General features: G+C 46.0%; 16 protein-coding genes and 2 CRISPR repeat arrays (1 of these 18 cut by a window edge). Of the genes, 11 read left to right on the top strand and 5 right to left on the bottom strand.

Annotated features, from left to right (window positions below; translation table 11 throughout):
• Positions 1 to 1,470: direct repeats of the CRISPR family, unit length 24 nt; unit sequence GTTAATCCTCAATGGAATTGAAAG; it reaches 3,649 nt to the left of the window's first position.
• Positions 1,471 to 2,582: 1,112 nt separating this feature from the next.
• Positions 2,583 to 2,963, top strand: coding sequence for a hypothetical protein (locus tag KN1_RS05165; RefSeq protein ID WP_221289755.1), 381 nt, complete (start codon positions 2,583 to 2,585; stop codon positions 2,961 to 2,963).
• A gap of 948 nt (positions 2,964 to 3,911) precedes the next feature.
• On the opposite strand, the gene KN1_RS05160 is transcribed toward KN1_RS05165, so the two are convergent.
• Both KN1_RS05160 and KN1_RS05155 read right to left on the bottom strand, forming a co-directional pair.
• Positions 3,912 to 4,265, bottom strand: a complete 354-nt coding sequence (locus tag KN1_RS05160) for a nucleotidyltransferase domain-containing protein (protein WP_221289753.1) — start codon at positions 4,263 to 4,265, stop codon at positions 3,912 to 3,914.
• Complete coding sequence (locus KN1_RS05155; RefSeq protein ID WP_225905788.1) at positions 4,238 to 4,732, bottom strand: HEPN domain-containing protein; 495 nt, start codon at positions 4,730 to 4,732, stop codon at positions 4,238 to 4,240. The genes KN1_RS05160 and KN1_RS05155 overlap by 28 nt, the downstream gene beginning before the upstream one ends.
• Before the next feature lie 787 nt (positions 4,733 to 5,519).
• Between KN1_RS05155 and KN1_RS05150 the strand changes: the two genes are divergently transcribed.
• The 3 genes from KN1_RS05150 (at position 5,520) to KN1_RS05140 (ending at position 12,776) form a co-directional block, all read left to right on the top strand.
• Complete coding sequence (locus KN1_RS05150) at positions 5,520 to 6,923, top strand: AAA family ATPase (protein WP_221289752.1); 1,404 nt, start codon at positions 5,520 to 5,522, stop codon at positions 6,921 to 6,923.
• 2 nt (positions 6,924 to 6,925) lie between these two features.
• Positions 6,926 to 7,483, top strand: a complete 558-nt coding sequence (locus KN1_RS05145) for a hypothetical protein (protein WP_221289750.1) — start codon at positions 6,926 to 6,928, stop codon at positions 7,481 to 7,483.
• A gap of 1,420 nt (positions 7,484 to 8,903) precedes the next feature.
• Positions 8,904 to 11,701: direct repeats of the CRISPR family, unit length 24 nt; unit sequence GTTAATCCCTCATGGAATTGAAAG.
• A gap of 208 nt (positions 11,702 to 11,909) precedes the next feature.
• Positions 11,910 to 12,776, top strand: a complete 867-nt coding sequence (locus KN1_RS05140) for a DUF4097 family beta strand repeat-containing protein (RefSeq protein ID WP_221289748.1) — start codon at positions 11,910 to 11,912, stop codon at positions 12,774 to 12,776.
• A gap of 800 nt (positions 12,777 to 13,576) precedes the next feature.
• On the opposite strand, the gene KN1_RS05135 is transcribed toward KN1_RS05140, so the two are convergent.
• Complete coding sequence (locus KN1_RS05135) at positions 13,577 to 14,272, bottom strand: PD-(D/E)XK nuclease family protein (RefSeq protein ID WP_221289746.1); 696 nt, start codon at positions 14,270 to 14,272, stop codon at positions 13,577 to 13,579.
• A gap of 886 nt (positions 14,273 to 15,158) precedes the next feature.
• Here KN1_RS05135 and KN1_RS05130 point away from each other — a divergent pair.
• On the top strand, positions 15,159 to 16,286 hold the full coding sequence (locus KN1_RS05130; protein ID WP_221289743.1) for a DUF973 family protein: 1,128 nt from the start codon (positions 15,159 to 15,161) through the stop codon (positions 16,284 to 16,286).
• 128 nt (positions 16,287 to 16,414) lie between these two features.
• Here KN1_RS05130 and KN1_RS05125 read toward each other — a convergent pair whose 3' ends face one another.
• A complete protein-coding gene (locus KN1_RS05125) occupies positions 16,415 to 17,623 on the bottom strand; it encodes a hypothetical protein (protein WP_221289742.1) in 1,209 nt (402 codons plus the stop codon).
• Positions 17,624 to 18,163: 540 nt separating this feature from the next.
• Between KN1_RS05125 and KN1_RS05120 the strand changes: the two genes are divergently transcribed.
• The 6 genes from KN1_RS05120 (at position 18,164) to KN1_RS14675 (ending at position 22,317) form a co-directional block, all read left to right on the top strand.
• A complete protein-coding gene (locus KN1_RS05120) occupies positions 18,164 to 19,015 on the top strand; it encodes an ABC transporter permease (protein ID WP_221289740.1) in 852 nt (283 codons plus the stop codon).
• Entirely contained in the window at positions 19,012 to 19,782 is a 771-nt protein-coding gene (locus KN1_RS05115) for an ATP-binding cassette domain-containing protein (protein WP_221289739.1), read from the top strand. The genes KN1_RS05120 and KN1_RS05115 overlap by 4 nt, the downstream gene beginning before the upstream one ends.
• A complete protein-coding gene (locus KN1_RS05110; protein WP_221289737.1) occupies positions 19,783 to 20,388 on the top strand; it encodes a hypothetical protein in 606 nt (201 codons plus the stop codon).
• Positions 20,381 to 20,683, top strand: coding sequence for a transcriptional regulator (locus KN1_RS05105; RefSeq protein ID WP_221289735.1), 303 nt, complete (start codon positions 20,381 to 20,383; stop codon positions 20,681 to 20,683). Before KN1_RS05110 ends, KN1_RS05105 begins: the two co-directional genes overlap by 8 nt.
• Before the next feature lie 300 nt (positions 20,684 to 20,983).
• A complete protein-coding gene (locus tag KN1_RS05100; protein WP_225905787.1) occupies positions 20,984 to 21,889 on the top strand; it encodes an MFS transporter in 906 nt (301 codons plus the stop codon).
• The gene (locus tag KN1_RS14675; RefSeq protein ID WP_258712568.1) at positions 21,862 to 22,317 is read left to right on the top strand and encodes an MFS transporter; all 456 of its coding nucleotides are present in this window, start codon (positions 21,862 to 21,864) and stop codon (positions 22,315 to 22,317) included. The genes KN1_RS05100 and KN1_RS14675 overlap by 28 nt, the downstream gene beginning before the upstream one ends.
• Before the next feature lie 299 nt (positions 22,318 to 22,616).
• On the opposite strand, the gene KN1_RS05095 is transcribed toward KN1_RS14675, so the two are convergent.
• Positions 22,617 to 23,150, bottom strand: coding sequence for a hypothetical protein (locus KN1_RS05095; protein WP_221289733.1), 534 nt, complete (start codon positions 23,148 to 23,150; stop codon positions 22,617 to 22,619).
• Positions 23,151 to 23,617 lie beyond the last annotated feature (467 nt).

The following is a 23,617-nucleotide window of genomic DNA, read 5'->3' as shown; positions in this document are numbered from 1 at the left end:
GTCGCCTTTGCGATTTCGTTAATCCTCAATGGAATTGAAAGCTGTTCCGATTTCTTTAGAAACCAGCCTATCGGGTCTTTACTGTTAATCCTCAATGGAATTGAAAGCCGAAACGTTGCTTGGGTCAAATAACGCTATTATCTCGGCGTTAATCCTCAATGGAATTGAAAGACAAGTTTTCCAATATATCTCATAAACCTACACTCGACAATGTTAATCCTCAATGGAATTGAAAGATTCTCTATCGCTTTGCTTACAATGAAAGCACTGACCAATTGTTAATCCTCAATGGAATTGAAAGATCATGGACAGCTATACAATATTGCTTATACTTTGTCAGTCTGTTAATCCTCAATGGAATTGAAAGTTCATAATAACTATCTGACGGGTCACCATTAAACTGGTACGTTAATCCTCAATGGAATTGAAAGAACACTTTGTGCTTAGCTACCCTAAGTGCTTCTTTCAGAAGTTAATCCTCAATGGAATTGAAAGTTAAAAGATGAAGAGTCCTTACAGATCAGGAAATATATCTAGTTAATCCTCAATGGAATTGAAAGGAGAAAAATTGATAAATTTATGGTACGCCTATGCATTCATGTTAATCCTCAATGGAATTGAAAGACGTTTTACAGGGTATATATTCACTTCAGGAACTTCTTCCCTGTTAATCCTCAATGGAATTGAAAGACGGACTGTGAGGGCAATATCTTCAGTAACTCGGTCTTAAACTCGTTAATCCTCAATGGAATTGAAAGTGGGATTAATGTAGAGGTGTGGAAGGCTAAATTATTTCCCTACGTTAATCCTCAATGGAATTGAAAGCATAATTAACACTTACTCTGTACAAACTAACGTAAATGTTCAAGTTAATCCTCAATGGAATTGAAAGGAGGATAAGGCTAAGGTAATGGGAGCGTTATTGAAGGGGTTAATCCTCAATGGAATTGAAAGGAATGCGTCCAGGAAGCCATAGATGACCTCAACAGCGAAGTTAATCCTCAATGGAATTGAAAGTTATTGCTATATTTCTAGTCCATTCAAATATCCAAAGTGTTGCGTTAATCCTCAATGGAATTGAAAGATAAACAAAGACGAGGCTCTCGAATTATTCGAGGCTACGAGTTAATCCTCAATGGAATTGAAAGTTTGATTATTATAAAGACAAATTAACGGATGAAGAAATAGGTTAATCCTCAATGGAATTGAAAGATTAATGTATAATTGCATAACGTTAAGAGTTTTTGAAACCACGTTAATCCTCAATGGAATTGAAAGAAAAAGACGTAGAAAGTAAAGGCGAACTGGAGACGGAAACTTAATCCTCAATGGAATTGAAAGGTTAAAGACGGTAACTGTTATCGGTAACGTTATTTCACACGTTAATCCTCAATGGAATTGAAAGTAAAGTCCCTCATTGAGGAATCTAAATACTTCTGCATGTTCGTTAATCCTCAATGGAATTGAAAGAAAAAACTGCTGGTACCTTGATTAATACGTAGGCCGGTCACCCCTCTGTTACCTAGATGGGCCCTTTAGGCCGGTACAAGACATAAGCGAGTCACCCGTTTTCAGTTCCTTTTTCCGGCCTTGTTTCTAGCGGTTTTTGTGCACGGAGCAAATGTACCTTCAGTATTTATTTATAAGGTCTTTCGAATACTTGGTAGCCTTCAAAACGACATGGCGATTTTATAAATTATACCGTAAAAGTCATGTAAATAACGCTTTATGGTGACGACTGGGGGGACGAGTATCAGCCCCCTATAAACGCGTACTAGGAATGGTGACGTGTACCCGACACACACCGGGTAAAACGATTGAGACAAGTCTAAGGTTAGGATTTTTCCCGTATTTTAACAATTTTAATATTATCAGGACTCGTTTTAATTACATTATTATCCGTATAAAAGATTATCTATAAAAGATTTAGTCGACCTTCTTTTTGTTATAGGGACGTTATTACATATAGCTTCTCTCCAGCCGGCGTTGGTCTACTGCCTACCTCCTATTGTTAGGCCACCGCCTCGTATCCGGGCGCCCCTCTCCAGACCCCAAGCCCTCCGAACCGGGTTTAATTCAGATGCCCAAGAGTGTGCCGGAGAACCGGGTTTGTAATTGATAGTGATATCGCCTTGAGAGCAGTAATGACGGGTAGTGAGAGGGCCGTCACGGGCCGTCGCAACCCCTATCTTTCTCGTTAAGCCGTTTTAACTGTTAATTCTACGTCGAGTAAAGCCAGTACTAGGGCTGGCGGGGAGGGTAACGGGGGCAAAGGCTTAAATTAAATTAGGCGTCCAACGGTGTTTTGCCACTTACACACAAGGTTATACTGAACGGGGAGGGGTATTAAACCCGTAAAGGGGCGTGAGCGGCACTACCGTGTGTGTATTTCCCTGCGTGCTCAGATGAAAATTTATCCAATTTTTTTTCACCCAAGCCTCTCGGGGCACCCGCTCTGGAGCGGGTCAGGGCCCTTAACCGACCCCCCTTGTTTAGCGGGGGCACCGCTACCGACCGCTCCGTCGGGTAGGGCTAAAAAGCTGACCGAAAAATTTTTAAACTTTTCGGTGTTTATAAATTTTGTGCTCCAAGGTAGAGACGAGCAAGTTATTAGGGACGTGTTGGAGGGGCTCAGGCGGGACGGGGTCGACTTGTATTTCGAGACCGAAAAGGTCGGGAGGAAGACCACCTTCTTCCTGTCCGTCGACATGGGCCGCGTCAAGGTCTACTCGCCCCAAGAGTTCACCATAACTTCAGAGAACGGTTACGCCCATTTCCTCTACGGCTCAGCAGTAGCCAAGACGAGACCGAGCATAATCATAAACTTCATAGACATAGACTATAACGGCGTCGAACAACAGGTGGCCGGGTACGCGAACGTGAACGTCATTTACCCTCCCCACACCGAGATAGAGATAATTGTGGGCCACGGGAATATACGCAGGCTAAGGAGGGTGTTCTGAAGCCTACACGAGTTTTACTTCCAATTACCGCCCGCTACCGCATAGGGGGACCGCGTTTTACGCCCCGTCAACGTGGGCCCGTGAAAACTTTGCCTTTTTGATCAAAACTCCAGGGGCCCCCTCCGGGACTAAGGGTACCCGGCTATTCAACGGGTGACGACCCACGGGAGGGTAATACCGGTGGAAAGCCATACGGGAACTTCAGGTTAGTCCGCCACAGAGTTGAAAGTAAACGACGATGCGGTTATGGGGTCTTGCAGGGACGTTGACCTACCACAGGGTTGAAAGTCAATAACGGGGTACCCTTACGTCACTCCCGTTTTTTGCTGTTAGATCACTATAGAGTCGAAAGCGGGTCGCGTCAACCCGACCCTCCGGTGCTATAGTACAAAGTTAACCCTCAGCTAAATTGGAAAAGGGAAATTAACTTTTACGTCGACAAACCCGGTACCCAAGCTCACAGGACTGAAAGGTATGACACCGTCCGGGACTGCTCCCTTTAACCTCTCCTTTTTGCCTTTAACGAAATTGAAAGGAGTGTCACCACGGTTACTTTAGCCGACTTAGGGTTCTGTTTCGTCCCCCGTTATCCAAGAGACCGCCACCGCCACGCCCCCCGCCAGCCCCGTCAAAAGGGGAGTGGGCTACTCCCGCGACGTGGAGCCGGCCTTTGACACTGTTAGAAGCTACGGAGTGTAGGAAAGGGGCTATTATGAGGCGGGGACACACGTCAGCCGGTGAAATGACGTAGCGTCGAGGCTCACCCTCACGTCGCTCACACCCGTTTTGTGCCCGCTCCCCGGATTTAAAAGCCTCGACCGCGGGTACATTATACCGCACCCCTACCGGCAGAGGGTGTAAACGCGGGGGCTTCAGGTGAGGCCCAGCTCACAGTGCTCTAACGTGCCCCCACTGTAAGGCCCCCCACACCGCACCGACTTGGTGGGTTCATATTTCTTTATACACGTCTATAAACCTTTTATACCACTCCTCGTAAGTCTTTCTCGTGACTACGTGGAACTCGAAGAGTGAATACCGCTTTATCCTGTCCCTTATGTAATTGACCAGTTCAGCGTATTTGTGTGGGTCGTCGCCGAACTCGTCGGATATTATCAGGACGTCTATGTCGCTGTCCGGCCTGAAGTCCCCCCTGACAAAGCTCCCGAAGAGGAGGACTTTCGCCCCGGGGTCTTTTTCCAACACACTGTCCTTAACCCCTTTCAAATACTTCTCTATGTTGCCCAGTATTTCCTTTCTCTCCTCGTAGATCGCCCTCAGTACCTTTTCGTACTCTTCACGCATCCTTCAACTAACTTATCAAACTCCTCCCCTAACTTTAAAGCTTTTTCGGCGTCTTCCTCTGAGAACGATTGCGGTAAGTACCTACTGGAAATATAAGACAACTCTATGACCGTGAGGAAGTCCTTGTTACCCTCGTAAAAAGTGTACACGCCGCAAGGGTCATCTACTGCTTTTATAAGCCTGAAAAGGTCTGAGAGCCTGTGGGTCTTAGGGAAGTCCCCTGATGACAAATACAGTAAGTATTTTAAGTTCAGTTGGACGCTTTGTTCGACGTTAAATAACACCAGGTTATAAAACCCCCTTTGCATTGAAAACTTCGCTTGTTCGAGGAACTGCTTGGCGTTAGTCCTGAGGAAGTCCACCATGACAACCTTTTTCCTCCCGCCTTTATTAAAGTCCACGCTGTAGGGGCCGTTACGGTAAGCGGAGCTGTAACGCCTCGGGCTATTACACTCCCCTACGCTCACCCCTCCCCCGCCGCGATAGTTAAGGAGTGTTTAGTCCTCCCCCCCCCCCCGTGCTGAAACTGTGGCAAAGCGGTGCGGATAATGCAGTAGTAGCTACGTTTAGTCCTACCCCCACCCCGTGCCGTAACCCCACTAATTTCTTCTATGTGTCCTTGTAACAGCCCATCAGTTATCTAGCCCCCGCATCGTAGCTCCACTACTAATAACAAGATTGTCAAAGCTTAAATATTAGTTCTGACTAGCCCCCGCATCGTAGCTCCACGGTAAGGCCCCTCTCCCCGGTTTATTACACGCCACCCTGAACAGCACGCTCCCGGGAGGCCCATCACCTGCATTAAGGCTAGGACGACGTAAAGGTAGTGGGAGCGGGCTGTCGCCTGGCCGTAAACCCTATCCGCGGTACTCACGACGTGTAAGCCCTTGTCCTGCACGGTAGGTAAGGGGCGGGACCTCTGCGGCCCTGACCACCCCCTCCCTTCCTTAAATTAATACAGTTTAGCACACCAATAACACGGCGTAAGGCTATTTAATGAGGAATAAAACCATTTAATGTATACCCACCACCGCCACCCCCATCTCCACCACCGTCTCATAGGAATAAAGCCGTTTAATGTATACTAAATCCTACGTAAACCAGGCTATAAAATCCCACCTCACGCCCTTACACACACGCTTAGCGTATTTGGTACCCACGCCCCGCATTATCACCCGTCAAGACTACCGTGTCGTGAAAGGGCAGTAAGAAGGGCGCTAAACCTATTAATATCTTGAAAAGCCATATGTAAGTATGAAGCTCATAGCTAGGTCGTTGGGGCCGATAGACGAGGCGGCCGTAGAGCTGGGAGACCTGACCGTGTTTGAAGGCCCTCCCAGTTCGGGGAAGAGCACGTTAATGAAGGCCATTTACTACTCCTTAACCTGGACAACCCCCGTCCTGATCAACTTCACGAGGGAGGGTGAAGGTAAACTCACTTTTAAAATAGTCCTTGGTGAGGGCTTAAAAGGGCTTAAGGAGCACATGTCCAAGTTCATACCGGACGGGGAGTTCAGGGTCGAACCTTTTGACGTCCAGCTGTTCCTAAAGGAAGCGAGGCTGAACGTGGAGGAAAAATTAGAAGTGAGGCCCCGAGTCATGTTTTATTACGGGAGCGATTGTACAGACAGTGAGGTGGACAAGGTAAACAAAGAAGGTAGGGTAGAGGTAAGTTACGGGCTCCAAGGGCTTTCCGGTTTTGTACAATATGACGCACATCTACCCCAAGTGTCACAAAACTGCGAAAAGTACGTAAAGGAGGTCGTTGAGGGAGATGTAGAGGCGGAAGTAGCAGAGCGTATCGCCGGGCTCTACGAAGAGAAATACCTCGAAGAACTGGGCAAACATTACGGGATACACGATGTTATTTTCGTCCCTTTTGATAGGGCTTCGGTCATCAGTGCAGAGTTGAGGAAAGGGGTTGAAGCAAGAAAAGAGTATAGTTTAAGGGGATACCCCATCCTTAGCCTTATTGGCCCAACTTTGTTGAGCTTAAAAAACGTGGTCGGTGGGACACCATCAGGGTCAGCCCCTTATGTTTTGTCAGATGTCGCAGTAGACTACAGGTGGAAGTTCGAGACCGCGGTGGCCTCACTTTCGTATAACCCAAAAATTTACCGCATGTTAGCCCCTTTCCTTAAGGGAGAAATAAGGGCAGTAGGGAAAAAGCTGGTGTACACGGAAGGTGATAAACCCATAAGTTGGGGGCATGTCTCAGCGTCGGTCCTCGAAATTATGGGCGTCTTACTCTCTATAAGGGAAAAACAGCTAGTCCTCATAGAGGAGCCGGAAAACCAGTTACACGAGAGGCTTAAGATCCTGATGGCTTTATTCCTCTATGCCCTGTCCGCGTCTAATAAGGTAGTGATAACCACGCATAGCCAGACGATCTCCTTCACGTTAGCCCACTTGGCAAAGACCAAGCCGACGAAAGAGGAGGTACTGAAACTGTTTGAGGCCCTCGGGGTAAAGGGGGGAGAAGTACTCGCGGAGGAAGTGGAGAGGGCTTCGGTCTCTAAGGTCAAGTTCTATTACGTCCACGACGGGACTGCAGAGGAAATGAGCTTGGAGGAGGTGTCCAGGGAAATGCCCGGGACTTCTGAAGTAATGGATAAGGAAATAGACTGGTTTAACTCCCTATACGTGGAGAGGGGGTAAGGGTGCCCTCACTGTGTGTTAATAAAGGGGTAATTAAAGAGGGGCCGTGCCAGTTAACGATAAACGGCGACGAAGTCGAGGTGTATATAGACGTCGAATACCTCGTTAAAACAGTCCTGCCCGCATTTAAAAAGGTGATCAAAAGTTGTAGTAGTATACAAGGGGAGTGCAAGGACTGGTCCGACTCGATTAAGGAGTATGTGTCGAAGAACCCCAAGCACGTCGACGCTGCGGTCTTGACCCTTCAGGGCGAATTAAGGCTTATAGAGTTAAGCCGGGACAACGACGTAGCGAAATTAGCGACCGAGTTGAACGAAAAACTCCGGGGGACTTACCTCATGCTGAGCGACCTGAACCTAGTCCCAAACGTTGAACGTGTAGTGTACGTCCCTGTCGTCGGGGACGATAGAGTAGCTGCTGAATTACAGAAAAAGCTGAGTGAGGCGCTAAATAACACGTCACCGTTTACAAAGGTGAGGGACATGGGGTATAACTTCCGGCGTAGGTTACCTCGTTTAAGCGTAGACGTCAAGCCGTGCTGTGGTACTAGTGCTCAGTAAAGGGTGCCGAGAGCCGTACCGGCTGTAAGACCGGACACGCAGTGAGGCGTGGTACCCGAGGGGGACTTAGGTCACCACGGGGTTAGCCGCGTTTGTTAATTCCCCTTTCCCACCTTTTTACTTAGTTTATGGGACTGCTAAACCCAGACGATAGGTACTCTGAGCAGGACAGTATGACACTTTTACTTAGCTTATGGGACTGCTAAACTGCACTGTCCGCCCATGTGAACCGCCCCCACAAAGCCAGGCGGGCTGTAACATGCTGAGTAGCACTCTACTTAAGTCCCCAGTGTCGACGTGTATTTACCAATTACATGTGTGCTATTACGTACCATACAGTCGGAAATAGTAGGCCATTAACGTAAGACCGGTGTTGGCATTAACGTATACGTTTAGGGTATGCACTGCTATCACTATTTTTTAATAACTGCTACCCTAAACCGACAAGTTCCCCGGGCGGTGGCCTTTCAGTCCGGACACGTAAAGCGTCCTTAACGGTGCTTAACCCTTTTTACGCTGGTAGGGACTAGTCGCACCCGTCCGTGTTAGGCCTCTGCAACGAAAACTGCCGCTCTTCAAGGTGTGGGCAGTACTAAAAACGGCGGCCGCGGGGGTTGTGGGTTTTATGCTGTCGGGGGGGGGGGGGGAGCGCGGGACTGGACGGCCAAACTACCCTCGTTTGGGTGCCCTTTTTAGTATTTTACTAAATACTGTGTACCACGCTTCACGGGCCGGTCAAACACATTGAGGCCTAAAGGGGGTAGGGCTACGCTGTTGGGGGACTCCGCCCGTTACCTTCGTAAATTTTCAAGGGCCTCGACTTTCTGAGCAACACAGGACGTGTTGAAAATAGCCCCCGACGTCTACCGGAAAGAGCGTGTCAGTAAGCACAACCTTGAGTGCTTACGCCCATATTACCCTCCTTGTGTTAAGTGCCTGTAGGAGAGGGGCTTTACCCGTGGACTGGTAGCTGCTCATATTAGCCCGATGCGTGACGGCCGCGCCTTACACATTCTGGTGCCCTGAGGGCTCTTACATCAATACCGGAGGCTATCAGCTTTTTGCAGAGTATATAACCTTATATTCTAATGGCTGTTTGGGTCCGTGTTGGCCGTCATGTGTGGGGGACATAACTTCGTCCACGCCCGTTATCGGTCGTATAGTTTATTTTTCGTAGTATTTCTATGCAATGTAGAGTATTTCGCCCTCATAATTCCCGGATTTTAGCGGGAATTACTTTCAATTTGTCAGTGAGCGGAAAAATTCTCTTTGTAAGGTACGTAAGACGTAAATCTCTTTATCAAACTCCCGAAATTTCACAGGAATGACAAAAATTCAGTCATGATAAAACTGTCAAGTATAGCAAAGCTTATATAAGAGGAAAGTTAAAATAAGAAAAGAAGTAGTATAAAAACATTCAGTTAATCCCTCATGGAATTGAAAGTATAGAGAAAATTATATAAAGAGGTTCTGGGGAGGCCCTAGTTAATCCCTCATGGAATTGAAAGATTGGTATTTGCACTTTAGGGCCTATTTGTGGGTTATCTCGTTAATCCCTCATGGAATTGAAAGTATTACCTCTCTTGACAGAGAAAAAGGTTTACATAAATCGGTTAATCCCTCATGGAATTGAAAGCTCCTCTCTTTTTTTCTACTCTTCTCTCCTATTTAAGTCTGTTAATCCCTCATGGAATTGAAAGTTCCTATAACGAGAAAAGCACACCGTTCTATTACCAGATAAGTTAATCCCTCATGGAATTGAAAGAATGGATAGGTGAAGAATTACTAATAGTCAGCACGAAATACGTTAATCCCTCATGGAATTGAAAGCTTTGCCAATTGAGCGTATAAATACAATATCCGTTTTCACAGTTAATCCCTCATGGAATTGAAAGCGCCCTAAAGGACGAGGCTTGCCCTTCGTTTTTGTCAATAGTTAATCCCTCATGGAATTGAAAGTTTTCCTTCATGTTGAAATATTTCCGTTTCAATTCCTCAAAATTGTTAATCCCTCATGGAATTGAAAGACCCTGTATCCCCCTGCTTTCTAGCTGTCTCTTAGTCTCAGTTAATCCCTCATGGAATTGAAAGTTTGACGTAGTCGCATGGGTCTAATGTTGGCACGAGTATGCCGTTAATCCCTCATGGAATTGAAAGCTGTACATTGAGTATGTTCCATGATAAGTTATAACTTGCTGTTAATCCCTCATGAAATTGAAAGTTGAAATGTTGTTGTATAAAATTGTATACGGGAAACTCTGTTAATCCCTCATGGAATTGAAAGGGCTAAAGAAGAGAGGTGTTTAAAGAAAAGTGTTTGTTAATCCCTCATGGAATTGAAAGATTCCTATGATCATCAGCCTCACCTGGACCTTTCACCTTTGTTAATCCCTCATGGAATTGAAAGTAAAGTTCTCTTTCATTCCTGACAAAATCGCATGCTGTATACTGTTAATCCCTCATGGAATTGAAAGTTATAATCATCAGGTATTATACCAATTTGTTTTTTGAAATGTTAATCCCTCATGGAATTGAAAGACCTACCTCCTCCTCATGATTAACCCTTTTTGGTAACTTCAGTTAATCCCTCATGGAATTGAAAGTAGCTTAGTTCTGAAGAAAATCAAAGAGGAAACTGGGGAGGTTAATCCCTCATGGAATTGAAAGAATTAGGCTGACTATTTCGTCCAGATGAGGTTCGAAGAGTTCAGTTAATCCCTCATGGAATTGAAAGAGCCCTGCCACGTCATTAGCTAGCATTTGTGTATAACTTGGTTAATCCCTCATGGAATTGAAAGTAAACACTACTTTTTCTGATGACATGAAAGAGATGCATTTCGTTAATCCCTCATGGAATTGAAAGACTTCCGCCCCACCTCGGTATATCGATACCAACTACCGTTAATCCCTCATGGAATTGAAAGGAGCAATGAGAACATAATCAAACTCATGAGGGCGAACTCTAGTTAATCCCTCATGGAATTGAAAGAAACATACCACGTGAAATAGTAACTTCACTAGACATAAAACCAGTTAATCCCTCATGGAATTGAAAGTCAGGATTTTTAGGTGCTTCATCGTAGCGGTATAGCTGAGTAAGTTAATCCCTCATGGAATTGAAAGTTAGAAGAGAAAGCACAGGTAAATGTTGATATTGATAAGTTAATCCCTCATGGAATTGAAAGTACACTCACTTGTAACACAGTTAGCCAACATGTATCTTAACGTTAATCCCTCATGGAATTGAAAGAAAATGAAAATCCATATTAAAAAGGTAGAAGACGGGTTTGAGTTAATCCCTCATGGAATTGAAAGTTCAAAAAAGGTAGCACCTCCTCCCTTTTGTCCACATCGAGTTAATCCCTCATGGAATTGAAAGTCAATTGTACAAACATGTCATGATAGTCTTTCATTAAATCGGTTAATCCCTCATGGAATTGAAAGATGATAATATGCTAAGCAGTAGTAACGCTACCTTTCTGTTAATCCCTCATGGAATTGAAAGTCATTTGCTCAATTCGGTTTCGCGGTCACTCAAGACATTTTCGTTAATCCCTCATGGAATTGAAAGTCCTGTAGCCTCTTCACGAAAAGTACTATGTTAGCTCCAGTTAATCCCTCATGGAATTGAAAGACTGTAGTTTGACATTTATTTTATCACCTCTACACTTACGAAGTTAATCCCTCATGGAATTGAAAGGAGTGTCTACTACGAAATGACGTTCAAATTCTCTACACAAGTTAATCCCTCATGGAATTGAAAGCTGGTATGTTTGCTGACGCAGTAGGTATTATCGGTGAGCTAGTTAATCCCTCATGGAATTGAAAGTCTACTTCACTTGTATAACTCCTTACTCCTATTATGTCCAGTTAATCCCTCATGGAATTGAAAGTTGTTAAGGTGTTCTTTAACTTACCATAATTCTCCAATCTGAAGTTAATCCCTCATGGAATTGAAAGTTACAAAAAATTTCAGCTATCAGAAACCACAGGTTTGAGCGTTAATCCCTCATGGAATTGAAAGCAGTGTGAGGCTGAAAGTAGAAGAGAAAGCGGAGAAAGTTAAGTTAATCCCTCATGGAATTGAAAGTATTCTTATTGTTGCGGGCATCCCGAACATTGTCGGGCTGTTAATCCCTCATGGAATTGAAAGAAGGTCACTTACGGTGAAAAGGATCTTGTAAAATTAGAGGAGTTAATCCCTCATGGAATTGAAAGGAAATCAGCCTTATCATGTGTTTATCCATCACATATACTCTTGTTAATCCTTCACAGGACTAAAAGACCCGATAAATTGCGTAAAAAATCGTTAACTAAGGTGACCCATCGTCAGTCCTTCATGGCACTAAAGGGTCTACGCTCTAAACGCCGCGCGGGGCTAGGAGTTATGTAAAGTTTTTTAAACATGGCCTCGTAAGGGAGTTATGTGGACAAGTTTCTTACGATCGCCCTTATCGCGTGCATCGTAATAGCCATACCGGCGTCGATATACTTAGTGATAAATTCCGGTCTAGTCTCGGAGAGCAGGGTCTTAACGGTACCGCTAAAGCTCCCGCTTAAGGACGTCGAGATCAGGTCCGGTTTCGCGGACGTGGTGGTCGAGGGGGGCCACGCCCCGGAAATGGCTGTAGAATACGTAGTCCAAGGGTTTTCCCTCTTTAAGCCTACCGTCAACGTCTCCTATAAGGAGGTGGACGGGAGGCTTACCTTGTACGCCGGGGTAAACAGCGGCACGTTCGACTTCGGCACCAGCGTAGTGGTCAACGTCCACTTGTACCTGCCTGCAAACGTGTCGTGCATAGAGGTCAACGACGGGGCCGGGGACGTAAAAATAGAGGGAGTGTCGGTCTCCAACACCGCGGTTATCCGTACCGGAGCGGGGGACGTAAAGGTCTTGTCCTTTTCCTCCAAGTCCCTCGAGGTACAGTCGAGTACGGGGGACATCGAGGTAATAGGCGCAAACGTCTCCACTGTCACCCTGACTGACGGGGCAGGGGACGTAGAGTTAGAGGACACGGTGTTCTCGAACGGTATGTTGGGCACGTCGACGGGGAGTATCGTACTGGTCAACGCGTTAGGTAAGTACTTACACGCCTACTCGGGCACGGGAGACATAGACGTGAGCCTGAGCGAGGACTACGACCTGACCTATTACTTAAAGACGTCTGTGGGCAACATAGAGGTGACCGCCCCGCCCCAGGTACGTGTAGTGACTACGGCTGGGGTGAGCTACCCCCCTCCCGTGATATACGCCACTACGAGCGTCGGGACTGTAAGCGTTAACACGACGTAAAGGGCCGGGCCCTTTTCCACGCTGGTAGGACCTTTTTCCACACTCTTTTCTACGACCGGAACGACCCGTCATTCTGGTGTCGGCTGTGCTTAGGGCGGGGACAAAGCAGGGGCATGACCCCTACGCCGTTAGGCCCGAAGGAGCCCCACGGCCCGCTACTGTTGGGTAACTGAGGAAAAGCCCCTACACTAGGTCGTGATCGGAGATAAAACGAGCGATAGCAGTTATCCTACTTTGACGTGGCTTAAAGATTTTCATCAATAACGGTAAATCTCCTAAATAGTTTTGAACGGCACTGGGGGCTCCCCTCCACGCCCTGCGGGACGGTAACGGCCCTGACGCTGGACTCGCCCTCAACAGTACCCGGTACCATTCTAGCTTCACGTTTTTCAATAAGTAAGGCACAGACCTAAAAACTTTATCCGTAATACGAGTGTTTCGTATTACAAAGGAAAAGTGGAGTAACTGCTGACCGTAGGGATGGCGGTCTAAAGGGGACGACTATCGCGGTAAAGTTTACAAAAAAGGGGACTGGAAAACCTCGCCGAGGGTACGGGTGTCCGAATTTTGTCATAATTTTCAGCGGTGTTAATGACTCTGGGCCACCTAGGTGGCTCGGTGTGGGGAGAGCGTCAGTGCCCTCTCACAAGGGCTGGACGTTACGGGGGGAGCCCTCCTCTTAGGTGACGCCCTTCGTCACCCTAACTGCCCGCTAAACGAGAAGTATAACAAGGGGTCTACGAGGGGGTAGTTGGGAGGGGCGTCATCTCCTCTAAGGCGGTAGTGGGGTCGGGCTTAATTCAGTAGGGGTTGATTTCGCTCGGTTTTATTATCCTGATGCCTAACGACTTAGCTATAGCTATTATCCTCTCCTCGTTCTTGTCGTCGATGAAGGGGGTAATTACGACCACTTCAGAGACTTTACGCCCTTTCTCTTTTTCATATAATTCCTTTTTCTTGCTGAAGGGGACCAAATCGCTCCTCTTCAGCGAGGCCGTCAGTTCGACTAGTATTACCCTGCCGTCACTAATAACCACGTCTATTTCTACTTCCGACGGGTAACCGAAGACTATCCCCTCCTTGTCAAAAATTATTTCTCTGTCTACTTTCCAGTTCGTACCAGACAAGAGCTCCATCATGCCTTTTCTGAACACGTCCTCAGCTAGGATCCCCCACCTGGTGCCTAAGGCGCTGATCATCACTTCTAAGGCCTTTATGTCTTGCTTTGTGGCCATGACTTTCTTAATACCTGCGATCTCCTGCTTGACTTCTTCGAGCTCCTGCTTTGTGGCCATAGTCTTCTTTACTTCTTCTATTTCTTTTTTTGTAGCCATGCTTTTCTTTATCTCCTCTGTATCCTGTTTTGTGGCCAAGTTTTGCCACGGCGTGAGCCTCGCGAGGGCTTGGTAAATAATTTCGGGGTGCGAGGTTAGAACGTCAGCTAATATTGAAGGGTTCTCTGTCAACACTTTCTTGATCTCATCAGCTATTGACATCCTGAGTGTTATCTCGTTTTATTAAAATAAAAACCTTGTTACACTGGTATTACACGCTCCTAGTGTCGTAGCCTAGTCCTATAGAAATATATTTATAATTTTTTTTTAAAAGAGAAAAGAAAAGGAGAGGGGTTTCAGCAAAAAATCTTTATATCGTATTTGAGAGTGTTAGCTCACGGCGTAACTTGCCCTCCAATCCCGCCCCCCTTTAAGGGCCGTACACCCTAACTCCCGACCCGTTGTGGCTAATCGAGGGAACACAACTACCCTTTTATCCATACTTATCACTACCACCCTCATGAGGAATACCCGTCACCAGTTAGGGAGGTCATTAGTAGGAAACGGTAATACGATTAAGCGTTGTCCGGGCTGAAACAGCATTTAGGAATAGTTAAAAAAAAACTAAAAATTACCCAGATTGTTACAGACGTTTTAGGGAATAGACTCCCCCTACTCGGCAGTACGTCCTATGCGGTACTCTTGCCCTTTAATAACAGACCGGGCATAAAACACTCTCCCGCTAAAACTAATGCCTCAACATGTTGCTGTGCTGATAGCGATTACTAAAAAATCGTGTAGCAGTTGAGTTTATCCTAAACATTTACGCTAATACTTATACTCTATTTTACGTTAAACAGTCACTTAACCTCGTCCTAATCCTTAAACTTGTCAGAACACACGTCATATTTAATAAAAACATTTCGGCACGAGGGTCTTACGTAAAGTACTATACTAGCTACGGAGGCCGTAGGTAGGCCTCGACGTAATGGTGTGCCCATCTTAAAAGGGTGGTAGTTTGTAATTTATAGCCTAATACTACTCTATGTCAATAGGCCGCTTTATAATAGAAAAGTTTAATATTGTTTTACACGAAAATATTTCGACCATGGTTAAAGTGTGTCCTAGGTGTAATACCGCAAACCAGGACTCATCACTGTATTGTGCGAGGTGCGGGTACCCACTGACACAGCCCCCAAGCGTCATGCAACCACCTGTAGTACAGCAACCCCCACCAGTACAGCAACCTTACGGTTACCCACAGACTCTACCGCCTTCCCAGCAGGATGCCAAAGCGTTCTTATACTTAAAAAAAGGGGCAGGGCAGTTCGCGGGAGGTCTGGTGTTGGTGTTAATAGGCCTAGTCTTGCTAAACGCGTTACAATACGTCCCATCGGTCAGGTTAGCTGCCATATCCTTGGTGCTGTTAGTAATCGCGGTCAGGTATATGTACAGGGGGCAGAGGCTGAGCAGACTGGGTTTCAAGGCTTTTAGCCCCCTAGGCCTTGGGTACGGCGAAGGAGGAGCAGGTTCCGTACTTATATTCGTGTGGTATACCTTGGACTTGCTATTTGTCCTCTTGTCTGTATTGGCGTCCCTTACTTCTGCCAGTCCTTCAGCTACCGCGACATTAGGCCTCTATTTTTTAGTGTCCCCTTTGCTGTTAGTCATAGGTACAATACTTATTAGCATAGCGTATTTGAGGAACGGAGGGCTATACGGTAACGGTAGCATAAAAGCAGGGAGCGTCTTCGTCATAATAGGGCCTATAATATATTTGTTGGGCGATATAATAATAGGTAGCAAGCTCATTAGCCTCCCCGGTTTATTATTGGCCGCTATCGGGTTCGGAATAGTCGACAGCGGTTACGGTAACCTACTCAGGGCCGCTAGACCGCCCAGTCAAATGGCGACACCAAATATGGCCTTACCTAGCCAAGCAGCTCCGGCAGTTAACCAAAACGTCCCCTACCCTACAAGTACGGGTAATATCTTCCGCGACGGTACTGCCCAAATATACGTCTACTCCCCATACCAAGCACAAGTGGTTAGAGCGGAAATTTTAGGGACAAGCATGGCCACGACCAACATAGTCCCCCCGACACTTAACGTAGGTTATAATAACATAAGGGTACAGTTCGCACTGACTCAAGGGCTAATACCGAATACGCCTTATACCATCCAGTTATATTTAGATAACGGTCAAGTGATAACCACACAAGCGGTATACTCATAAAGGGTTTACCATCTTTTTCCCCTACTTAACGACTTTAGTCCTCCCACTGCTGGACTTAATATCGTTTGATAAGTCGAGGCGAAAGGGTAAGAAGATAAAAACAAAGGACAAGAAGGGAAAAAAACTGATTATTCTATAATTAGTGGCGAACTCCCGTTAGTCATTAGCTCCAGCTCTGGGTTATTATACGCCTGCCATATCCCGGTCGCTTGGTTATACCATTTGCTTGAGGCTATAAACAAGGCAAAATACCCCGGTGGTAAAGGACCACTGGCTAGTTGGCCCACTTGCGACTGGGACAGCACATACGGGTAAACGGCTATAGTGTTAATTGAACCGTTGAAGGGGTACCACTGGCCATTCGTCAAGGGCCACTGATAAGTGTACGCTATCCCGACGAAGTTGTACTCGTAAGGCCCGATAGCCCCGAAGAGTGACGACGCGTTCGCTACAGGTGCGTAGAACTCCGCTATTAGTTCTCCGTTAATGTACCCGGCGACGTACGTGTCATTACCGGTAGTCCACTCCTCAAACACTATCCAGTAAAAGCCCGGGCTAGTTATGTTGACGCACATTGCGGCCTCTCCCCCGTTAACTCTCGGGTATATACCACGACCTACTCCGACTTTAATGAACTCGTAAGCCTTCCCGTTAGGAAAAGACGGCCCCGTATCCGTTATCTCAGCGATTATTAGTTTCCCGTCACTCATGTAGACCAACGGTGACCAGCCTATATAAGGTATGTTAAAAGGTAGCGTGTTTCCAGACAAACCTATGAGGACACCCCTAGTGTTTGGCGTTAGGTAGGCCCTTATGGCTATTGTCTCCTCGTGGTACTTCATGGCCACGTAACTGAAGAGCCCTACGGTCGTGTTTTCGCCGTTGACAGTTACGTTAAATTGGGGAGTGACGAAGTACTGGTCCTTACCGTTAAACGAGACCGCACAGTACTTGTTCGTTGAGGGGGGTGGCGGAGAGGTAGTAGTGGGTGTAGGTTGTACTGTGGTGGAAGTCTGCGGTGGCCGTACGGTAGTAGACATTATAGAAGTGTGGGTAGTCACGACGATCGGGGGGACTACAGGTGCCCTAGCAGGGGTGAACACACCTTTATAATAGAGGTACCCCCCTATCGCCACGACCAATATTACCAAGATCAGTACGGCAACGATTGGCGTGCTCTTCTTTTTCTTACCGTAAGGGGGAGGAGTATAACCTGCAGGGGGTACATACGGTGGGGGGTTATAACCCGTCGGCGGGGGGAACTGGTACCCGCACCTAACACACACTGGGCTGAAGTCGTCGTTCGGTGTTCCGCATCTAGGACATATTTTTACCATGTCTAGTAAAAATTCGCCTAAAGTTATTTAAACATTTTTATAATAGTATGTCCTTTGTAATTCAAGTAAAAATATACCTTGAAGTACATATTATACTAGGTAAGTTAATAAAGGGCTACGACACGATTGGTGTAAAGGTGAAAATTTGTTAAACGAGAGAATTAACGTTGCCCTTTGATGCCTGACAAAATCTAGACCTTACAGATGTATTTCGTTACAATACTCGCATAGATAATCTTTACAAGCGGGAGATTTATTAGTAGATTATACATTGCATTGCGTTAAGTTTGTTTTTAGTAACCTAACGCGCGGTGTTGGACTTTCTCACATTAATTGTGCGGGTTTTTTAAATATTCGACATATGATGAGTATGAAAATCGGGTTAAGTGTTTAATGGGTTCAGTTACTGTGGGGGGGGGGGGACTACTGTGTCCTCTTGATACACGGTAATGGGGAAAGACCGGTTCCAGGGCGCGGTAAAGGCTGTTCAAAAACTGAACTTTTTCGCGTCTTTATAAGCCACAGCCCCTATCATTACTTATGAGGTTACTAAACTACACGGTAAAAAGGCTCTTAACAAACCCGTATATACTCGGTTGGGCAGTGTTATTTACAGCCCTCTGGGCCTTTATGGGGGCGTATATTTTTTCTTCCGGGATAACCGCCCTGAAGTCGTCATTAACACCCACACTTTATCAAGAAGCGGTCTACTATTATACAGCGGGTTGGGCGGGTGGAATAGTCATCTTCTCTCTCGGTGCCTTTTCCACTACCTTAACTTCAGTACTATTCTACCAGACCGGGTCGTTAAGCCACTTGTTCAGGTACTCCAAACTTACCCCTACCTACTACGTGATTGCGATCTACGTGGGGTCAGTCATCGCTTCTACAGTTATAGGAGGTGTGTTAATAGCCTTGGTCTATTTCATGTTTTCCAACGAATTCGGCTTCAGTGTTTACCCTAAGTCGCTGGTGACGCTGTTACCCTATATCTTACTGTCTTCGTTCTTTTTTGTGTCCTTCTCTATGTCCTTAGACTTACTCACGCTAAAGGTCAGTAGGAGGGCCCAGAACCTCATAACGTATATCCCGGTAATACTCGCTTACCTCTTCGGCTACGGCTACCTCTCCGCTAACATGAGTAGTGTAGTCAACCTGAGCCCTTACACGGTAATACAGACACTGATCATGAGCGCCTACTTAGGGAAACCCGCACCCGTAAACTACTCCAGCCTTTTCGTCCTCAACTCGCTTAACCCGTCAGGCCCCACGATCTCCGTCCCGATATCGCTGCTCTCCATATCGGTGTGGGTCGCGGTGCTCACTGTGGTGGACGTCATGGTGTTAAGGAGGCTCTATTACAAGCCCTTAGAGGAGGGGAAGCTACTATGATAGAACTCGTGGACTTGTGCGTGTTTTACGGCAAGCAGGAAATAATAAGGGGGGTCAACGCAAAGATAGAGGAAAAAGTGCTATTACTGGGCCCAAACGGTTCTGGTAAGTCGACGCTATTGAGGGCTATAGCGGGGGTAATAGGCTATAAGGGGCACATATTTATTGACGGGCAGGAAGTGTCGAAGCTGAGGAACTACAATATCCTCTCCACGAACCTGGCGGAGGCATATTACCTCGGGCTGAGCGTTAAGGACACCGTGTACCTTTACGAGGAGATAAAAGGTGTCGACCCGGAGCTGTTCACGGAAATGTTAAACAGGATTGGCCTTAGTAACATAGTTAACAAGAGGTGGTACCATCTATCGGTAGGGCAAAAGGTAATAGCGAGCGACGTTCTGGCCCTCGCCTCAAAGCCTAAAATACTCTTGTTAGACGAGCCCTTTGAAAACGTGGACTTGGGGAAGAGGAGGGTCGTAGCGGGCTGGATAAGGGAATACGGCCGGGAGGGGATAATAGTCACCCACGAGGTGGACATAGTTAGGCTCTTTAAGGACTATAAGGTGTACATGATATTTGAGGGGAGGCTTTTCGGGCCAGTCTCTGCTGACGACTTCCTTAACGCCTCAGTAATAGAGGGGGAAGACCCCTCAGCGGTACTTACTGTGGAGGTAGGGGGCAGGAAGTTCTCGTTCGTAAAGGGGGACAAGGGCTATAGGGTGGAAAACTTAATCAGCCTCGACAGGATATATAACATAGGTGGTTAGGTGGAGGAGAAGGACTTTCTGGTGAAGTCTAAGGAGCTCGCAAAGGCTATAGTGGTGAGGGAGTTCAGGAAGACGTTAGGTAAGTACTACCTCTCTTGGTCTGCATACACTTTCTTAGACGGGTTGGCTTACGTCGTCTTGGACAACTGCACCTATTATTATATCGCTTCGCTAGTGCTGGTGGGGTTTTTTGTGCTCGTGTCGGCGAGGTTTTTCACGAAGGCATATAGCTCACTGCACAGGTTTTTCTCGGCCTTTGAGGTATACGGTAAGTACGCCCGCCTTTTTTACCTGATGGAGAACTTCCTAAACCGGCTTGTGTTCATTACCTCGGTAGTATTACTTATCGTAGGGGGGTCGCTTTCTAATAGCCTTGCCTTTTTAACGGGGGTAGTCTTATACATTTTAGTTGTTGATATTTCCCTTTATATGACGTATGTCGTCTCGGGAGTGAGGTATTACGACGCGATAGCTTTGGTCACGTTCACGGTGTGTTTCCTTTTTATTAATGTGACAAGCTTTTCGCAGGTAGCTGTGCTGGTGTTTGGGCTCTCATGGCTCTTCGCGGGGTATAAGTCGTTAATGGAGGTCGTGGAGGGTGAGTGACGAGCTAAAGAAGTTGATGGAGTTACTGAAAGACCCAGCCTTGTCAAACTCTGTGAGGTTAGGTATCCTACTCTCACTTTACGTTATAGGCAGGACTACGTTTACCGACCTGCAGAGGTCGACGGGGGTCTCGAAGAGCTCGCTCTTTATGCACCTCCAAGTGCTCGAGGAGAGCGGGCTGATAAAAGTGAGGAAGGTGCCTACGCTGTCCGGGCCCAGAACCATAGTCGAGATAACTGATAAGGGAGTGGAGACCCTAAAGAAATACATCGACCTGATAAAGAAGATTGGCTAATATTTGCTGAAAGGCCCAGTGTGAAGTTTATCATTAGTACTTACGTATACATTTATACCAGTCTTATGTTAAGATTTTTGTCTTTTTGAGCTCTAATCGTAAAATTTTTAATACCACATGTCTAGGTTAATAAAAACTTATCAGGCGAGAAGGTCCTAGTAAAATTGTATCACTGTTGAAAATTTCCGAGCTATACTTATACTCTTCAAACTATGGTAAATATGAAATTGCTAGGTTTATAGTTATATTATAATTATGTAGAAAAGAATACTTATAAATGGAAAATAATAATAAAATTCTATGTCCTCAATATCCAAGGTAGCTGTGTTAGGTCTCATAGGCACTATAATAGAGTGGTACGACTACTATCTGTTTATATACGCGGCACTACTAGCCTTTCCTACACTATTCTTCCCGTCAAGTAGTTACTTGGTCTCGATATTGGCTTCAGTCTCGTCATATGCGATAGCGTTTTTTGCAAGGCCGCTAGGTGCTACTGTTTTCGGACACGTGGGGGATAAGCTGGGCAGGAGACACGCGTTAAGTTTCGACTTAATACTCGTAGGTATAGCAATGATCTTTGTCGGGGTTATGCCACCCTTCTCGGCCATAGGTATAGTGGCTCCGATCGCGATATTCGCTTTCAGGTTCCTACAAGGCCTCGGGGTAGGGGGAGAATGGGGCGGAGTGGCGACATGGGTGTCGGAGCACGCCACGTCTAAGAGAGCCCTGATAACGTCATTGATACAGATAGCGTCTCCCTTAGGTTTTATGGGTGCAGCTACGGTGCTTTTAGTGTTCAGTAAGGATTTCGCCACGGTAGGGTGGAGGGTGGGTTTCATTATTGGCGGGAGTGCGGCCCTTTTAGGCGCTTTCCTGAGGTATATGGCCGCTGAGAGCCTGCCCTTCGAGAAGATTAAAAGTGAGGGGAAAATAAGCAAAACCCCTTCAATAGAAGTTTTCAAATATGCGTGGAAACCAATTGTATTGTTGATGCTCGCAGTAGGCGGGGTCTTCATGGCCGTGTATATACCAGCTACAGTGATGCCGAGCCTCTACCTCAAAGTAGCCGGTAAAGCTCTAGGCTATCCACAGTATGTGGACTTCTTAGGGGCCCAGATCCCTCTTACATCAGCACTCATCTACCTATTCTCTATCGGGGGTTCTCTATCGGGGGCTTGGTCTCCACTCCCGTTTTCGGCCTAATAGGGGACAAGTTCGGGAGGAAGGTCTCACTGGTAATAGGGGACGTGTTGATAGCCCTCCTAGCCTACCCTTACGTCTATGGCTTCTTAAGCGGTAACCTGGGGCTTATGTTCAGCATGGAGTTCCTGATAGGTATGGCGGCTTACGGGCCTTACGCTTCGATGGCGGCTTTTTACCCGGAGAGCTTCCCTACTAAGTATAGGTATAGCGGGGCGAGTTACGGACTACAGTTAGCGGCTGCAGTTGAGGGAGGTCTTATGCCGATAATTTTAGTAGGCCTCTTAGGAGTACCCTCACAGTACTTAGAGAACTCATGGGTCGTGACAGCTTTCTTAGCCCTATGGGGAGTCATATCGGCAGTGGCTACATTAGGCTTAAGGGAAACTAAGGGAGCTAAGCTCGTAGAGGAGGACGTCATAACAAGGTAAACTTTTTTGTTTTACTATGTCAGCAACTAGAGGACAAGGACTTATTCTCTTTTAGCAAATTTTTGCCCCTACACTAACGGTACTGTTGTCCTCTATTAACTGACCGGGTATAACATTGTTTTGTTAAATGCTTTAAGATGCTTTAAGTTCAAGCTACTGTTGCCCTTTATGGACTAACCGGGTATAAATGTAGTTGCCTTGCCCTTTAAAGTATGACAAGGTATAACATGTAGATAAAAATAGTCAAAATGAAAAGTATAGGGGCAAAAGGTTAAAACGGTGACTTTAGTAGGATGCTGTCAAATACGCCATAGCCCTAACTTCTCCTTCACGTACTCCAACTTGCTCACAGGTGCTTCTATATCACGTATCATAAAGCTTTCACCGTCATAGGTCATGATTGACCAGTCCCCTAAGTTAACGTAGTATACCAACTGCTTGTCGGCCCTTCTGTCAGTCACGGAGACAGCCTTTATCCTACTCCACGGGGCTATCGGCTTGCTCACGTTGTATAGTAGGCGAGATATGTACTTGCTAAAAAGTCTAGTTATCTTATAGAATAAGATACTACTCACTAATATTACTATTGCACCGGTAAGCCAGTCCACTTTAGGGGACTTAAATACGTACAGGAAAATAACGGATAGGATGACTACTAGGAGTAACAGTGCCAATCCGTAGAGCACTACTGCGAAGAACATGTACATCTTGGGCACCCTACGGATCCCCGTGGAGTCAGCTATGTAAAGTCCCTGAGAGTTAATGGTGATCCCTATGACACCAGTATTATTAAACCAGTCGATAACTTCGTCCATAACTGTTATCAGTTTCATAGAATTAGTTAGGGTTATAAATTATAAATATATGGTTAGTAGGGAATCAACGTGCTATAAGACTAAGGAGGACAATTACAGTCTCTTTCATAATAGTCGCATAAGGGAAAAGAGGGAACGACTTGACTGTGACAGGTAAGTTAAGCCACCCTACTGCATTTGGCAAATGTTAAATCGCCTTCTTTAAGGCAACGTTCACCTACACCACTTACCTGTTGCTTACAAAGGGAGGATAAGCATGGGTCTTTCAAACTGCATTTGTCATTACTACTCTTGTCAGATAATATTACTGATTCGGCATAGTATTCAATTCTTTATACTAGGTAAAGCACTAAAGGGCAAGTCTTCCGTCGCATTCACAGCGATAGCGTATAGTTTAGGCTAAAGCACATGTTTTCCTTTACAAACTGACCGAGTATAGCACAATTCCTAATTAACATGGATCAAATTCAGGGAGGTGAATTTAG

This window comes from Stygiolobus caldivivus (assembly GCF_019704315.1).
GTDB lineage: Archaea > Thermoproteota > Thermoprotei_A > Sulfolobales > Sulfolobaceae > Stygiolobus > Stygiolobus caldivivus.
The sequence above is the reverse complement of the archived record's forward strand: the minus strand, read 5'-3'. Positions and strand labels throughout refer to the sequence as shown.

What these genes read in the sequence shown, in the direction of transcription:
- KN1_RS05160 (WP_221289753.1), bottom strand. Translation starts at nt 4,265, where the DNA reads ATGCGTGAAGAGTACGAAAAGGTACTGAGGGCGATCTACGAGGAGAGA.
- KN1_RS05150 (WP_221289752.1), top strand. Translation starts at nt 5,520, where the DNA reads ATGAAGCTCATAGCTAGGTCGTTGGGGCCGATAGACGAGGCGGCCGTA.
- KN1_RS05135 (WP_221289746.1), bottom strand. Translation starts at nt 14,272, where the DNA reads ATGTCAATAGCTGATGAGATCAAGAAAGTGTTGACAGAGAACCCTTCA.
- KN1_RS05130 (WP_221289743.1), top strand. Translation starts at nt 15,159, where the DNA reads ATGGTTAAAGTGTGTCCTAGGTGTAATACCGCAAACCAGGACTCATCA.
- KN1_RS05125 (WP_221289742.1), bottom strand. Translation starts at nt 17,623, where the DNA reads ATGGTAAAAATATGTCCTAGATGCGGAACACCGAACGACGACTTCAGC.
- KN1_RS05120 (WP_221289740.1), top strand. Translation starts at nt 18,164, where the DNA reads ATGAGGTTACTAAACTACACGGTAAAAAGGCTCTTAACAAACCCGTAT.
- KN1_RS05115 (WP_221289739.1), top strand. Translation starts at nt 19,012, where the DNA reads ATGATAGAACTCGTGGACTTGTGCGTGTTTTACGGCAAGCAGGAAATA.
- KN1_RS05100 (WP_225905787.1), top strand. Translation starts at nt 20,984, where the DNA reads ATGTCCTCAATATCCAAGGTAGCTGTGTTAGGTCTCATAGGCACTATA.
- KN1_RS05095 (WP_221289733.1), bottom strand. Translation starts at nt 23,150, where the DNA reads ATGAAACTGATAACAGTTATGGACGAAGTTATCGACTGGTTTAATAAT.